The organism is Finegoldia sp. BIOML-A4 (assembly GCF_009679635.1).
Taxonomy (GTDB): Bacteria; Bacillota; Clostridia; order Tissierellales; family Peptoniphilaceae; genus Finegoldia; species Finegoldia magna.
On sequence record NZ_WKZC01000006.1, the window covers coordinates 87,155 to 103,382 of the forward strand.

Sequence of the window (16,228 nt, forward strand, 5' to 3'; positions counted from 1 at the left end):
ATTTTTAAATATTGCTTTGACTTTTAAATATTTTCAATTCAGTTTATAATAGTATTAGATTTTCAAAATAAAATACAGGAGGATATATGGAAGAAATAAGTGCAGGTGGGGTTGTTATCAATAATGGTAATGTTGCTGTGCTTAAAAAGTTCCGTGGTGAATGGGTTCTTCCTAAAGGTAGGGTAGAGAAAGGAGAAAGCTTAGAAGAAACTGCAATTAGAGAAGTTTTTGAAGAATCGGGACTAAGAGCTGAGATTGTTAAGTATATTGGATATGTAAAATATAAATACAGACACATGGATGGCACGAAAGTTCTTAAAACAGTTCACTATTTTTATATGGTAACGAAAGATAATAATATTATCCCACAAAGAGAAGAAGGCTTTGCAGAAGGAGATTTTATGAATCTCGACAAAGCTTTAAGATATGTGCGTCACAGCGCAGAAAAAAATATGATAAAAACAGCTAAATCGTTTATAGAAAAAAGGTAAAGATATGAGCTTTTCATCTGATATTAAAACTGAAATAATAAGTAATCTTGATGACTATGATGTTTTGGCAATGCTATCAGCTTTTACTAAAACAATAGGAACTTTAAATTATAATTCATTAGGTGTAAAGATTACATTAAAAACAGAAAGTAATCCAGTTGCAAGATTGATCTTTTCTAATTTAAAAAAACATTACAATTATGAATGTGATATGAAAGTTATTCACAACAATAATCTTCGTAAGAAAAATATCTACGAAATATTGATTGATGATAAGATATCAAAACAATTTTGTGAAGATACGCACACTTCAACTAGCCCTTTTGACTTTGATTTGGGAATTGATGAAGAATTAATTGATTCTAATATCAAGAAAATTAGTTTCCTACAAGGAGCTTTTTTGGGGACGGGTTTTTGTTATGACCCATCAAAAATGTATCATTTAGAGATGATTTTCAAGCAAGAAAATGTTGGTAACCAAGTGAAAGATTTACTTCAAGGTTTTGGAATAAAATCTTCTATTTTTGAGAGAAGTGAAAATTATGTTTTGTATATCAAAGAAGCAGAAGCAATTTCTGATTTTTTGAGTTTGGCTAAAGCCTATAATAGTGTTTTAAAACTTGAAAATATCAGAGCATTCAAAGATATAAAAAATAATGTCAACAGAAGGTTTAATTTTGAGACAGCAAATTTGAATAAAACTGTTGATGCTGCTTTGAAACAAAAGCTTATAATAGAAAAAATTGAAAACACGATAGGTCTTGAATCGCTAGATCCACTATTGTTGGAATTAGCTTATGCCAGAATAGAAAATCCAGATGTTTCATTAAAAGAATTAGGAGAAATGATGACTCCTAAGATTTCAAAATCTGGAGTTAGTTACAGACTTAATAAACTAAAAAAAATTGCTGATGATTTATAATTGTCAGCAATTTTTCTTTTAAAATAACCAAACTTATTATAAAATAAGGCTAAAGGAGTTTGAAATGATAGATACGTTTACGCATTTACATGTTCATACAGAATACAGTTTACTAGATGGATTTTCCCCAATAGAAAAACTTTTAGATAAAGTTGAAGAATTGCAAATGAAATCCATTGCTATTACTGATCACGGTAGTATGTTTGGAACAGTAAAGTTTTATAAGGAATGCAAAAAAAGAAACATAAAACCTATTATTGGTTGTGAAATCTACACGACTAATAAGGATCATAAAATTAAAAATCCAGAAAATAAATTCTACAATCATTTAGTTCTTTTGGCTAAAAATCAAACTGGTTATTCTAATTTGATGAAAATTGTGTCACTTGGATATGTTGAAGGATTTTATTATAAACCAAGAGTAGATAAGGATACTTTAAGAAGATATTCTGAGGGAATCATTGCTTTGTCTGCGTGTTTGAAAGGAGAAGTACAAGAATCTCTAATTAGATATGGATATGATAAGGCAAAAGATGTTGCAAAGGAATTAAAAGATATTTATGGAGAAGATTTTTACTTAGAATTACAAAACCATTCTTCACGAGAAGATATGGTAGTTATGGAAAATATTCCAAAAATCGCTAAGGAATTAGATATCGGACTTGTGTGTACTAATGATGTTCATTATATTGAAAAAGAAGATTATAAAATACACAATATTTTGATTTGCCTTCAAACAGGCAAAACAATCGAAGAAGACAATAAAATGAGCTACATTCCAGGGGAGTTTTTTCTAAGAAGTGAAGAACAAATGAGAGATTTGTTCAAAGATTATCCCGAAGCAATCGAAAACACGAAAAAAATTGCAGAAATGTGTAATGTTGAACTTGAATTCGGTAATCTTCATCTACCTTATTTTGCAATTCCTGACGGTTTTACAAACAGTAGCTATCTAAAAAAACTTGTTTTTGACGGATTAGAAAAAAGATTTTCAAATGATGACAGATTAGAAGAAGCGAAAGAAAGATGTGAATATGAACTATCTGTAATTGAAAAGATGGGATATGTCGATTACTTTTTAATCGTCTGGGATTTTATTAGATTTGCAAAATCACAAGGCATTCCTGTTGGACCTGGACGTGGTTCTGCAGCGGGAAGTATTATAAGTTATTGCCTAGAGATTACAGATATCAATCCATTGGATTACAATTTAATTTTCGAAAGATTTTTGAATCCTGAACGTGTTTCTATGCCAGATATTGATATAGATTTTTGTTATGAAAGAAGAGAAGAAGTAATAGATTACGTAGTTAATAAGTATGGCGAAGATAAGGTTGCCCAAATCGTAACATTTGGAACAATGGCAGCTAGAAATGCTATCAGGGATGTAGGAAGAGTTCTTGCTATGGATTTTAAAACAGTGGATGACACGGCTAAGAAAGTTCCTAATCTTTTGAATATTAATATAGACAAATCACTAGAAATTTCTCCGGAATTTAGAAAAGCTTACGAAGAAAACCGTGATGTAAAAAAATTAGTCGATGTTGCACGAAGAGTTGAAGGAATGCCACGTCACACATCAACTCACGCAGCTGGTGTGGTTATTTCCAAGCTCCCAATCATGGAATATGTTCCATTGGCAATTAACAAAGATGCTGTCATTACTCAATTCAATATGACAGAACTTGAAGAGCTCGGATTGCTGAAGATGGACTTTTTGGGTCTTAGAACTTTAACTGTAATCAGTGATTGCATGAAATTTATCAAAAAAAATAAAAATATAGATGTAAGTTTTGAAGATATGGACGAAAATGATCCTAAAGTTTTGTCAATGTTTACAGTTGCACAAACTCTGGGAATATTTCAATTTGAATCACAAGGCATGAGAAATTTCTTAAAAGAATTAAAGCCAACTAAATTTGACGATTTAATTGCTGCAAATGCTTTGTTTAGACCGGGTCCAATGAATGAAATTCCGACTTACATTCACAATAAGCACAATGAAAAAGATGTTGAATATTTATCTCCGTTACTTGAAGATATTTTGAAACCAACTTACGGTACGATTGTTTACCAAGAGCAAGTTATGCAAATTGTACAAAAAATCGCAGGATTTAGCTTGGGAGAAGCTGACAATTTGAGACGTGCTATGAGTAAGAAAAAAATGAAAGTTATGGAAGATGGTAGGAAAGAATTTATCTTTGGAAAAGAAGATGAAGATGGAAATATTTTGATTGAAGGAGCTATTAGAAGAGGAGTTGGTGAGGATATTGCAAATAAAATCTACGATTTGATGATAGACTTTGCAAAGTATGCATTCAACAAATCTCACTCTGCAGCCTATTCATTAGTAGCAATGAGGACAGCTTGGTTAAAATATTATTATCCAGTAGAATTCTTAGCAGCGCTTATATCTTCGGTTATGGGAAACACTTCACAACTTTCGTTGTATATTGAAGAAGCAAGAAGACTGGATATAAAAATTGAGGCGCCAGATATCAATTACAGTCTAGATAAATTTGATGTGAAAGATAATTCTATAATTTATGGATTGAAAGCTATAAAAAATGTAGGAACGAATTTAATAGAGCAAACAATTATTTCAAGAAATGAAAATGGTAAATTCAAAAGTTTTAGAGATTTTGTCGAAAGAATTTATGCAAAAGATAAATCAGCTATAAATAAAAGATCGATTGAATCGTTAATAAAAGCGGGAGCATTTACATCTCTAGGTGAAACAAGAGCTACATTAATGCTTCAATACCAATCTATCATTGACTCAGTTCAATCGGGTTTAAAAAACAACGTACCTGGTCAATCAAATTTGTTCGATATGTTTGAGTCTAAAGATGAAGATGAACGAGACGATTTTACTAGAAGAGAAGAGTTCGATAAATCAGAACTTTTGAGAATGGAAAAAGAGGTATTGGGTATATATTTATCAGACCATCCTTTAAGAACTTACTCAAACATCATAGAGAAATATTCTAATTTTTCTACAGGGGACTTAGAAGATGATGCTTACAATGAGAAAAACTTCGACGGGAAAAGAGTTAAAGTTGTAGGAATAATTGAATCAATCAATAAAAAATTCACCAAAAATCAAAAGATAATGGAATTTGTTAAATTTGAAGATCTGTATGGAACTATGGAATTGATAGTTTTTCCACAAAAGTACGAACAATATTCAGATATTTTAAATGAAGATGAAATTTTGATTGTGAGTGGAAGATTGAATATTATTGAAGGAGAAGATCCAAAAATTTTGGTAGATAACATTCAAAGTATCAAAACTATTTCAAACGTTGAAAAACAAGATGAAACACAGCCAAAATTATTTTTAAGAATTACAAAAAATATGCCAAGTTATATCTTGGATAAAGTCAAACCAATACTACTCAATAGCAAAGGAAATACACAATCAAATATATATTTTGAAGAAAAGAAACAAAACTACTTGCTTGGAAATGAATTTAGAATTTCTTGTGAAGACAATACTATTGATCAATTAGTTTCATTATTAGGAAGAGAAAATGTAGTTTTAAAATAGAGGTTAATTATGAAAACAATAGCAATACTGACAAGTGGTGGCGATGCACCTGGAATGAATGCCTGCATTCGTTCAATAGCTAGAACTTGTATTTACAATGGAATAAGAGTAATGGGAATAAGGTCTGGATATGATGGTCTTATGAATGGAAATATTTACGAAATGAATGTGTCTTCAGTTGCAGATATTATCCACAGAGGTGGAACTATTTTGGGTTCTGCTAGATGTAATGAATTTAAAACTGAGGAAGGTCAAAACAAAGGCGCACAAATATTAAAGGATTTCGGAATAGATGGACTAGTTGTTTTAGGGGGAGATGGTTCATTTAAAGGTGCAAGTGCACTAAGCAAAATAGGAATATCTACGATTGGAATTCCTTGTACAATTGATAACGATATGGGTTATACTGATTATACGATTGGATTTTTTACTGCTGTTGAAACAGTAAGTGATGCGATATCAAAATTAAGAGACACATCTTCAAGCCATGGTAGAGCAAATATAATTGAAGTTATGGGAAGAAATTGTGGAGATATTGCTCTTTATTCTGGTGTTGCATCTGGAGCAGAATCAATCCTAGTTCCTGAAGTTGAATTAAATATTGATGAAGTCACAGAAAAGATAGAACGAGGAAGAAAAAGAGGAAAGCTTCATCATTTAATCATGCTTGCTGAAGGAGTCGGAGGAGCTTACGATATTAAAGACATAATTGAAGAAAAAACAGGAGTTGAGACAAAAGTTACAATTTTAGGTCACGTTCAACGTGGAGGTACACCTTGTACTTTTGATAGATTAATGGCAACTCAAATGGGAAATTTAGCAGTAAAATTAATCATGGAAGAAAAAACAGGATTAGCAATAGCTATGAAAGACAATAAGATAATCACAGTTCCAATAGATGAAGCAGTAGCAACAAAAAGAAATTTCAGAGAAGATTTGTACGAAATATCTAAGGAAATTTCAATATAGATAGGAGTAAATATGTTAAAGAAAACTAAAATAGTCTGTACTATAGGTCCGGCATCAGATTCTTTAGAGACTTTAAAAACATTGATGCAAAGTGGAATGAACGTGTGTAGATTGAACTTCTCACATGGAAGTCATGAAGAGCATTTACAAAGAATAAAAAACATAAAACAAGCACGAGAAGAATTGGATTTGCCAATAGCAATAATGTTAGATACAAAAGGTCCTGAAATTAGATTGGGAGATTTTGGAGTTGATCAAGTTCAACTTTCAATTGGTGATCAATTCACATTAACTACAAGAGATGTAACTGGAGATCAAAATATCTGTTCAGTGAGCTACAAAGGACTTCCAGATGATTTGGATATCGGGAAGAAAGTATTGATAGATGATGGATTAGTTGAATTAGAAGTTTTAGAAATAAAAGATACAGATGTGATTTGCAAAGTTAACAACTACGGTATTTTGAAGAGCAAAAAAGGAGTAAATATTCCAAATTCAAAAGTAAAATTACCAGCAATCACTGAAAAAGATATTTCAGATATAAAATTTGGAATTGAAAATGGAATTGATTATATAGCTGCATCTTTTATCAGAAAATCACAGGATGTATTAGATATTAGAAAAATTTTAGAAGAAAATAACGGAAACGATATAAAAATAATATCTAAAATTGAATCTCAAGAAGGTGTAGATAATTTGGACGAAATAATCAACACTTCTGATGGGATTATGGTTGCAAGAGGAGACTTGGGCGTAGAAATCCAAACTGAAATTATGCCTATTGTTCAAAAAGAAATAATCAAGAAAACTTCATTAGCTGGAAAACCTGTTATTACTGCGACACAAATGTTAGATTCTATGATTAGAAACCCAAGACCAACCAGAGCGGAAGTTACAGACGTAGCGAATGCGATTTTGGACGGTAGCGATGCTGTTATGCTTTCTGGAGAGACTGCAGCAGGAAATTATCCAGTAAATGCAGTAAAAGTTATGAATGATATTGCAATTAATACTGAAAATTCTGAAGAGTTTAAAGAAGCTGCGAATAAAAGGTTGAAATGGTTGGACATTACAACAACGAATGCAATAAGTATTGCAACTAGAAGTATTAGTGAACAATTGGGAGCAAATGCGATTGTAGTCGCTACAACTTCAGGTTCAACAGCTAGAAATGTTTCAAAATATCGTCCGTTGTCACCAATAGTTGCAGCTACTACATCAGAAAGTGTAATGAGAAAACTATCTTTAATTTGGGGTGTTCATCCTGTTCTTAGCGAATTGAGTGAAAACACTGACGAAGTAATTGATAGATCAATTTCTGCGGGTATCAAAAAAGATTTGGTTCACGAAGGAGATTTAATTATAATCACAGCAGGTCTTCCAGTTGGAGTTTCTGGAACTACAAATTTATTAAAAGTACACACAATTGGAGATATTTTGATTGAAGGAACAGGAATTGGTAAAAAATCCGTTACTGCAAAAGCTAGAGTTGCTAAAGGTGTAGAAGATTTGGCTTCTAAATTTGAAGATGGAAATGCAATTGTTTTGTACAGTTTGGAAAGAGAATTCGTTCCATATATTCAAAAAGCTTCTGCAATTATTGTGGAAGAAGGTGGCCTAACATCACCTGCTGCAATTGTTGGATTGCATTTGGGAATTCCAACGATTGTAGGATGTAAAGATGCTGTAAGTAAAATCAAAGATCAAGAAATTTTGACTATTGATCCAATAGCTGGGTTAGTTTATCGCGGGGCAGCCAAGATTTTATAAGAGTAATGTGGTACAATAAACTTAGAGGTAGAAAATGAATACTGTAATATTTGATATGGATGGCGTAATAATTGATAGTGAAGTAATTTATATTGATTTTTTCCAAAAAGTACTTCAAGATTTTGACGTCGAAATATCTGAAGAAGATTTGTTTTCTCTTGCTGGTTTGAGTCAACAAAAAACCGATGAATTTTTGAAATCAAAGCTTCATAGAAAACCTGAGGAAGTATATAGTTTGATGAAAAAATACATCGATGATGATAAAATAAACTACAGTTCTATAGTAATGGATGGATTTTATCCATTACTAAAAGAACTAAAAAGAAAAAATTTCAAGATTGCATTAGCATCTTCATCACCAAAAAAAACTATTAACAATGTTTTAGAAGAATTAGATATAAAGGATGAATTTGATGCGGTAATAAGCGGTGAGGATTTTAAAGAATCAAAGCCAAATCCCGAAATTTACATTAAAACATGTGAGATTTTGGGAGTACGTCCCAAAGATGCTATTGCAATTGAAGATTCTGATTACGGTATTGATTCTGCAAAGAATGCAGGATTAACAGTAATTGCCAGAAGAGAGAATAGATTTAATTTTAAACAAGACAAAGCTGATTTTATTGTCGATAATTTACAAGATATTAAGTTTATATTGGAAAAATTTGAAAAAGAAAAAAATGGCGTTTACAAAATCAGAAGAAAATCAAAAGAATTTGTAAAAGCGATGTTTTTTATTGATCGAGAATCTTTCAATGATAATGTAGATGATTGTGATATTTATTGTTTATATCGAAATGATAAAATGAAATCTGCAATCATAAAAAAACATGATAAAATAATATACAAGAATGTAGAATCAGAGTTGGATTATAAATTAATACTAGAAGGAATAGAAAATAAGGAAATAGATGAGATTAGATAAATTTTTAAAAAATTCAAGGATTATTAAAAGAAGAACTGTAGCAAAAACTGCTTGTGAATCCCAAAGAGTGAAAATCAATGACAAAATCGCTAAACCTGGAGACAACGTAAAAGTCGGAGATATAATTGAAATAAGTTTTGCTCAATCGGTTTTAAAGGCAAAGGTTACTGAATTGATAGATAATCCAAAGAAAGACGATGCAGATAAAATGTTTGAAACTTTAGGAGATTAAAATGAATACTAGGGATAATCAGATAAGAAAAAGAAGAAAAAACGTTAATAAATTTAGAATAATAGTTTCTGCAATAACTATTTTTGCTTGTGTTACGTTGTTATTTACAATTTTTAAACAACAAATTCAAATCAGAAACATTAATAATGTTAAGTTGGAACAACAAACAAAAAAGGATGAACTTGAAAAAGAAATAAAAAAATTATCTGAAGATTCCAAAAACTTAGACAATCCTGAGTTGATAGAAAAATATGCCAGAGAAAAATTAGGTATGGTAAAACCTAACGAAGTTTTGATTAAGGATGAAAAGGAAAAACCAAAAAAAGATTCAAATTTTACACCGTCGCCAACTTTTGACAAAAAGTCTGATAAATAATTATTGACACCGTTTTTTTAGTAGTATATACTGGTATATAGTATTATATTAGGAGGAAGATATTGCGTATGTCTATATCAGTGGGCGATATTGTTGAGGGAAAAGTAACAGGAATTACTAAGTTTGGGGCATTTGTAGAATGCGAAGACGGAACTAAAGGATTAGTTCATATTTCACAAATTTCTAATGACTACATAGAAAAAGTTGAAGATGTGTTAAAAGTTAATGATGTAATAAAATGTAAAGTTATGAGCATTGAAGATAATAAGGTTAGCTTTTCAATAAAGGAATGTCTTCCGAAAAAAGAACACAAAAAAGAATTTTCAAAGAAAACTTATTCAGAAGATTATAAGAATTCAAACAAAGAATCTAGCAAAGAATCAACTTTTGATGATTTACTTTCTAAGTTTATGAAAGAAAGTAACGAGAGATTAGATTCCATTAGACAAAGAGAGAATAAAAAGTTTTCGAAGAAAAGAAAGTATAATTAGGAGTAACGCCGCAGATTTATGCGGCTTTTTTATTATTATGGATTTGATACACAAAATAAAAAAAACTATCATCAGAGAAAACTTAATACAAAAGAACGACAAAATTTTGATAGGATTATCAGGTGGGGCAGACTCAGTATTATTATTCAATGTTTTATACCAACTAAAAGATGATTTAGGTTTTGAGATAAAAACATGCCACATTAATCATTCTTACAGAGTTACTGCTGACCGAGATGAAAATTTTTCAAGGGAAATATCTGAAGAAAAAAATATTCAATTTTTTTCAAAAAAAGTAGATATGAAACAATTTTCCATCGATAATTCTATTAGTTTGGAAGACAGCGGTAGGATTTTAAGATATAATTGTTTCAACAAAATTTTAGAAACAGAGAATTTCAATAAGATTGCTGTAGCACACCACTTGGACGATCAAGTGGAGACTTTTTTCTTACATTTGTTTAGGGGAAGTGGAATTGATGGATTGTGTGGAATACAATATCGAAATAAAAATGTAATAAGACCACTTTTAGATGTATCAAAAAATGAAATCCTAAATTATTTAGATAGCAATAATATTGAGTATGTAACTGATGAAACAAATTTCATAGCCGATGTTAAAAGAAATAAAATTCGACTTGAAATGTTGCCATATATTCAAGAAAATTTCAATAATTCTATAAATGAATCGATATATAGGACTATAAATATTTTACAAGATTCAAAAGAAATAATTGACGATATAACTAATCTTAAATTCGAAAAATTAGTTAGTCAAAGAAATGGTGAATATTCTATAGATGTAAAATTATTTGAAATCGAAAAAATCTCTATTCAAAGAAATATAATTAGAAAACTTTTAATTGAATTAAATGGGTCTAACCAAGATATTAGAATGGCTTATATAGATGATATTATAGAATTATTTGATTTAAAAACCGGCAGGGAATATATATTTAAAGACTACAGTTTTTTCAAAAGTTATGATAAAGTAATAATTAAGAAAATTGTAGACAACAAAAAAAGTCAAAGTGTCAAATTTGAACTTGGGACAATCATTTTTGGGGATTTTAAAATTAGTAGTTATCTAACAAAAAATACTAATATTAAACCTTCAAGAAATAAAATGGTATTTGATTCTAAAATTCTATCACATAATCTTGTTTTACGAAGAAGAGAAAATGGAGACAGAATTAAATTAAAGGGATTTACCAAGAAAATTAAAGATGTATTTATTGATAATAAAGTTTTACAAATTGAACGCGATAATTATCCCATTTTGAGCGATGAAGAAAATACATATGCCATTTTGTCGTTGAAAAGATCAAATTTGTACATGAAAAATTCTAACAGCAAAGAAGTTTTAGTTATAGAGGTGACTTATGAAAAGTAATTTATGTGATGCAGTCGAAAAGGTGCTAATACCAAAATCAGAAATCGACAAAAGGATTGAAGAATTAGGAAAAGAAATCACTGAAGAATACAGAGATAAGGGAGAACTTATCGTAGTTGGTATTCTAAGAGGCGCAGCGATGTTTATGAGTAATTTAACATTGAATATCGACTTAGAAGTTGGAATAGATTTCATGGCAGTATCAAGTTATGGACATTCTTCAGAATCGAGTGGAACTGTAAGAATCATCAAGGATTTGGAAGAAGACATCGCCGGAAAAAATATCCTTATAGTTGAAGATATTGTGGACAGTGGTCGCACATTAAATTACTTGGTTCGAAACTTAATGGATAGAAAAGCAAAATCAGTTAAGATAGCGAGTCTTTTGGATAAACCTGAAAGAAGAACTAACGAAGTTGATGTTCAATTCAAAGGTTTTACTGTACCAAACGAGTTTATAGTTGGTTATGGATTAGATTTTGCACAACAATTTAGAAATATTGAAGATATTTGCGTATTGAAGAAATCTTTTTATGAAAAGGAGATTTAATGAAAAAAGTAACTAAAAGTTTAGCGATTTATCTTGTTCCAATTATTTTAATAGCTTTTTTCGTGACTATGACTCAAAACAATACATTGAGCACAAAATATTTTACTGTCAACGAAATGATTGTAAATGTCAAGAAAGATAATGTTAAAGAAATTGTTGCAAGAGGAAATGATATAAAAGGCGTTCTAAAAGATAGCAAGGGTACTCCTTTTAGAATGTATATGCCCCCAGAAATGTGGGAAGTTTTTTACAATAATTATCTGAAGGAATCTGTTGAAAACAACAAGATCGTATTGAAGACCGAAAAAGATCCTGGCAAACCATGGTATGTTGATATAATGCCAACCATATTAATTATAGTCGGGCTTGGAATAATTTGGTTTATGTTTATGAATCAAACACAAAACTCTGGAAATTCTAAGGCTATGAATTTTGGAAAATCAAAAGCAAAACTCAACCAAGATTCAAAAGAAAAGGTTGTGTTTGCTGATGTAGCGGGGTTAAAAGAAGAAAAAGAGGAATTGATGGAAATAGTAGATTTTCTGAAAAATCCTTCGAAATATATTGATATCGGAGCTAGAATTCCTAAAGGAGTTTTGTTAGTGGGACCTCCAGGAACTGGTAAAACATATTTATCGAGAGCAGTCGCAGGTGAAGCAAAGGTTCCATTTTTCAGTATTTCTGGTTCTGATTTTGTCGAAATGTTTGTTGGTGTCGGTGCATCGAGAGTTCGTGATTTGTTTGAACAAGCTAAGAAAAATGCTCCTTGTATCATTTTCATCGATGAAATAGATGCAGTAGGTAGAAAAAGAGGAGCAGGACTTGGTGGAGGCCATGACGAAAGAGAACAAACGTTGAATCAATTACTTGTTGAAATGGATGGTTTTGGAAAAAATGAAGGCGTAATTGTAATGAGTGCTACTAATAGACCTGATATTTTGGATAAAGCATTGTTGAGACCTGGGAGATTTGACAGAACTATTTATGTGGGACTTCCAGACGTGAGAGAGAGATTAGAAATATTAAAAGTTCACACAAAAAACAAAAAACTTAAATCAGATGTGGATTTGGAGAATATTGCAAAAACAACTACTGGTTTTTCTCCAGCTGATTTGGAAAATTTGTGCAATGAAGCAGCACTTCTTGCAGCAAGAAATAATGAAGCAGAAATTTCAAATGAAGTGTTCAAAGAAGCATCTATAAAAGTTGTTGCTGGTCCAGAAAAGAAATCACAAGTTGTAATAGAAAAAGAACGTGTGCTTACAGCTTATCACGAATCTGGTCATGCGATTGTATCCGGATTCTTGGAAGATAATGACAAAGTTCACATGATTACAATTATTCCTAGAGGAAGAGCCGGAGGATTTACGGCATATCTTCCACAAGAAGATGCGAAATTTATGACTAAAAGACAAATGCAACATAAATTGATTTCGCTTTTAGGTGGACGTGCAGCAGAAGAAGTTGTGCTTGACGATATCTCCACTGGAGCAAGTAACGATATTGAAAGAGCAACAAAGATCGCACATGCAATGGTAACAAAATACGGTATGAGTAAGAGATTGGGACCTATGATGTACGGTGGAGATGACGCTGAGGTATTCTTAGGTGAAGAGCTTGGTAAGAACAAACAGTATTCTGACAAGATAGCTTATGAAATTGATTCTGAAATGAGAGAACTAATCGATGAAGCGTACAACAAAGCTTTAAATATTTTAAATGAAAACATCGATTTGTTACATGCATTGGCAAACAGGCTTTTAGAAAAAGAAACTATTGGACAAGAAGAATTCGAAGCTATATTTGACAAATACACTAAGACTAAAATTCACGAAAATGAACCAAAAGAATTAGTTGATGTAAGAAAAAAAGACGAAGAAATAGAAAATAATATAGAAAATCAGGAGAAATAATGAGCGCACAAAATATTATTAATGTGATGTATATATTGATTTTGCTTTTTGGATTGAAGCAAATGTACAATGTATACAAAGTCAAAAAAAATATTGGTAGAGTCATCAAAAACTTTAACCAAAGAAAAAGAGTTTTAATGATGGTTGCATCATATTCAATTGTAATATTGGGATTATTGTATCTTTACCAACAAAAAACATGGTTCCCATTAATTTATATATTACTTGGAGTTATATTCATTTATTTAACATTCGAAAAAATCTCATTCACAGATAAAGGGATTTATTTCAATGGATTTTTGGCTGAATATGAAGACATCAAACAATGGAAATACTCCAAAGATAAGAGATTTTTGGAATTAACTTTGAAAAATTCCAAAGCTACTAACAAACTTATTCCGATCAATCCAAGCGATGCTTCTGAAATGCAAGTAATCATAAAAAAGAATAAGAAAAAACAATAAAATACTTGACAACAAAACTGTGATTAAATATAATAAAAAAAACACTATTTTTGTTTTTCATAAATTGGCTTTCTTTGATTGCCAATTTTTTTTATTTTAATACATGGAGGTATTATGGATACAAACAAAATTTTTGGGATTGACACATTTGATAAAAAACAAATGAAAGATTCATTACCATTTCCGATTTATCAAAAATGGAAAAACGCAGTTAGAAAAGAAGATTTACTTGATATTGAAACAGCAGAGATAATTGCGCATGCGATGAAAAAATGGGCGATTGAAAGAGGAGCCACTCATTTTTGTCATTGGTTTCAACCGTTAAATGGATTAACAGCAAAAAAACACGATTCATTTTTGGATAGAGGAGACGATAATACTCCAATTAATAGATTTTCGGCAAAAGAATTAATTAAAGGAGAACCAGATGCTTCATCATTTCCTACAGGATCAATTAGATCTACGTTTGAAGCAAGAGGTTATACTTATTGGGACTGCACATCTAACACCTTTATTGTAGATAATATTATGTATATACCATCGGTATTTGTATCTTATGATGGGACTACACTGGATAAAAAACTGCCACTACTTAAAAGCTTGGATTATTTGTCAGATTATGCAACAAAACTTTACAACGAAATTTCTGATGAGCACTGTTACAGAATGAAAGTCAAAATCGGATTGGAGCAAGAATTTTTCCTTATAGATGAAAATGTATATAAACAACGTATTGATTTAATTAATACAGGAAGAACTCTTTTAGGAGCACAAGCTCCCAAATCGCAAGAACTTACTGACCATTATTTCGGTTCAATTCCACAAAGAGTTGAAGCATTCTACAAAGATTTTGACGAGAAATTATTCAGACTTGGAATATATGCTAAGACTGAACACAATGAAGTTGCTCCAAATCAATTCGAAGTAGCAATTCTTTTTGAAAACGCCAATATTTCTGTAGATGATAACCACTTAGTTATGGAAATACTTAAAACTACTGCAAGAAAACATCATTTAGTATGCTTGTTGCACGAAAAACCATTCAAAGGTGTAAATGGTTCCGGTAAACACAACAACTACTCTTTAGTTACAAATCACGGTAGAAATGTATTCTCACCAAAAGCTGATATGGAAAATGACCTTGTATTTTTGATATTCACAGCATGTTTGATAGAAGCTGTAGACAAATCTCAAGCACTTTTAAGATCCGCATCTTCAACTACGTCCAACGACTATAGATTAGGAGGAGATGAAGCACCTCCATCAATAATATCTATGGATTTGGGGCAAGATATTGAAGAAACATTTAACTCTCTTATGAATGAAGAAGAAATTGTCAGAAATTATCCTGAATTTTCGATAAATAGATTTGATTACATTCCACCAAATATGACAGACAGAAATAGAACAAGTCCATTTGCCTTCAGTGGAAACAAATTTGAATTTAGAATGTTAGGTTCTTCAAACAGTGCAAGTGATGTGAACATTGTTTTAAATACAATGTATGCAAATGCAATTAAAAGAGTATATGAAAAATTCAAATCTCAAAATGAGAATATAGAACAATTTATTAAATCAGAAGTTGTCAATATTTTGAAAAATCACAAACATATTTTGTACAGACAAGATAACTACACAGAGCTATGGAGAGAAGAAGCTAAGAAGAGAGGTTTATTGGATTTAGTTCATTATTTTGATTCTTTGTATTCCTTGATTTCAGAAGAATCTATCAAGGATTTTTGTGGTATACTAAGTGAGGAAGAATTACATGCAATCTACGATGTTGGATTGGAAGATGTAATAACAACTCATGAAATTGAAGCGAAGACTTTGATTTATATGTTAGATAAATTCGTTATTAATGCTTTCTCAAAGCAACTGATTCAAAACAGCAATTTAATCGAAAAATGTGGAATTAATAGTTTGGATTCTACACAAGAAAAATTGAAAAATGGTTTGAATGAAATCATTGACAAGAGAAATAATTTGGAAGAAATGATACAAAAATCTGATTTTGAATCTAAATACGAAAAGGCTAAATATTTTCAATATGAAATTAGTCCATTAATTGAAGAAATCAGAGAAATACACGACGGTCTTGAAAAATTTGTCTACAAAGAAAATTATAGTTTGTGTGATATTCAAGACATATATTCATCATTAATATAATTATAGGAGGAGT

Annotated in this window: 14 protein-coding genes; all 14 read left to right on the plus strand. The window is 30.7% G+C overall.

Going from position 1 to position 16,228, the window contains the following annotated elements:
• The first annotated feature begins 86 nt into the window (after positions 1-86).
• The 14 genes from GKG01_RS06155 (at position 87) to GKG01_RS06220 (ending at position 16,215) form a co-directional block, all read left to right on the plus strand.
• Positions 87-491, plus strand: a complete 405-nt coding sequence (locus GKG01_RS06155; protein ID WP_002836712.1) for an NUDIX domain-containing protein — start codon at positions 87-89, stop codon at positions 489-491.
• A gap of 4 nt (positions 492-495) precedes the next feature.
• Positions 496-1,413 (plus strand): DNA-binding protein WhiA, encoded by a 918-nt coding sequence (gene whiA, locus GKG01_RS06160; RefSeq protein WP_094207279.1) that lies wholly within the window; start codon positions 496-498, stop codon positions 1,411-1,413.
• 64 nt (positions 1,414-1,477) lie between these two features.
• A complete protein-coding gene (locus GKG01_RS06165) occupies positions 1,478-4,963 on the plus strand; it encodes a DNA polymerase III subunit alpha (protein ID WP_154271825.1) in 3,486 nt (1,161 codons plus the stop codon).
• Positions 4,964-4,972: 9 nt separating this feature from the next.
• Positions 4,973-5,932, plus strand: a complete 960-nt coding sequence (pfkA, locus tag GKG01_RS06170; RefSeq protein ID WP_094207277.1) for a 6-phosphofructokinase — start codon at positions 4,973-4,975, stop codon at positions 5,930-5,932.
• A gap of 12 nt (positions 5,933-5,944) precedes the next feature.
• Positions 5,945-7,702 (plus strand): pyruvate kinase, encoded by a 1,758-nt coding sequence (gene pyk / locus GKG01_RS06175; protein ID WP_154271826.1) that lies wholly within the window; start codon positions 5,945-5,947, stop codon positions 7,700-7,702.
• 34 nt (positions 7,703-7,736) lie between these two features.
• Entirely contained in the window at positions 7,737-8,627 is an 891-nt protein-coding gene (locus tag GKG01_RS06180; RefSeq protein WP_154271827.1) for an HAD family phosphatase, read from the plus strand.
• Complete coding sequence (locus GKG01_RS06185; protein WP_094203802.1) at positions 8,614-8,859, plus strand: RNA-binding S4 domain-containing protein; 246 nt, start codon at positions 8,614-8,616, stop codon at positions 8,857-8,859. Before GKG01_RS06180 ends, GKG01_RS06185 begins: the two co-directional genes overlap by 14 nt.
• A 1-nt stretch (position 8,860) precedes the next feature.
• The gene (locus tag GKG01_RS06190) at positions 8,861-9,235 is read left to right on the plus strand and encodes a septum formation initiator family protein (protein WP_094207274.1); all 375 of its coding nucleotides are present in this window, start codon (positions 8,861-8,863) and stop codon (positions 9,233-9,235) included.
• Positions 9,236-9,303: 68 nt separating this feature from the next.
• A complete protein-coding gene (locus GKG01_RS06195) occupies positions 9,304-9,726 on the plus strand; it encodes a S1 RNA-binding domain-containing protein (protein WP_154271828.1) in 423 nt (140 codons plus the stop codon).
• A gap of 37 nt (positions 9,727-9,763) precedes the next feature.
• Positions 9,764-11,119, plus strand: coding sequence for a tRNA lysidine(34) synthetase TilS (gene tilS / locus GKG01_RS06200; protein WP_154271829.1), 1,356 nt, complete (start codon positions 9,764-9,766; stop codon positions 11,117-11,119).
• The gene (gene hpt, locus GKG01_RS06205) at positions 11,109-11,669 is read left to right on the plus strand and encodes a hypoxanthine phosphoribosyltransferase (RefSeq protein WP_154254607.1); all 561 of its coding nucleotides are present in this window, start codon (positions 11,109-11,111) and stop codon (positions 11,667-11,669) included. The genes tilS and hpt overlap by 11 nt, the downstream gene beginning before the upstream one ends.
• A complete protein-coding gene (ftsH, locus tag GKG01_RS06210; protein WP_154254609.1) occupies positions 11,669-13,582 on the plus strand; it encodes an ATP-dependent zinc metalloprotease FtsH in 1,914 nt (637 codons plus the stop codon). The genes hpt and ftsH overlap by 1 nt, the downstream gene beginning before the upstream one ends.
• Positions 13,582-14,046, plus strand: coding sequence for a DUF5673 domain-containing protein (locus GKG01_RS06215; protein WP_094207269.1), 465 nt, complete (start codon positions 13,582-13,584; stop codon positions 14,044-14,046). Before ftsH ends, GKG01_RS06215 begins: the two co-directional genes overlap by 1 nt.
• A 114-nt stretch (positions 14,047-14,160) precedes the next feature.
• On the plus strand, positions 14,161-16,215 hold the full coding sequence (locus GKG01_RS06220) for a glutamine synthetase III (protein WP_154271830.1): 2,055 nt from the start codon (positions 14,161-14,163) through the stop codon (positions 16,213-16,215).
• The last annotated feature ends 13 nt before the right edge of the window (positions 16,216-16,228 follow it).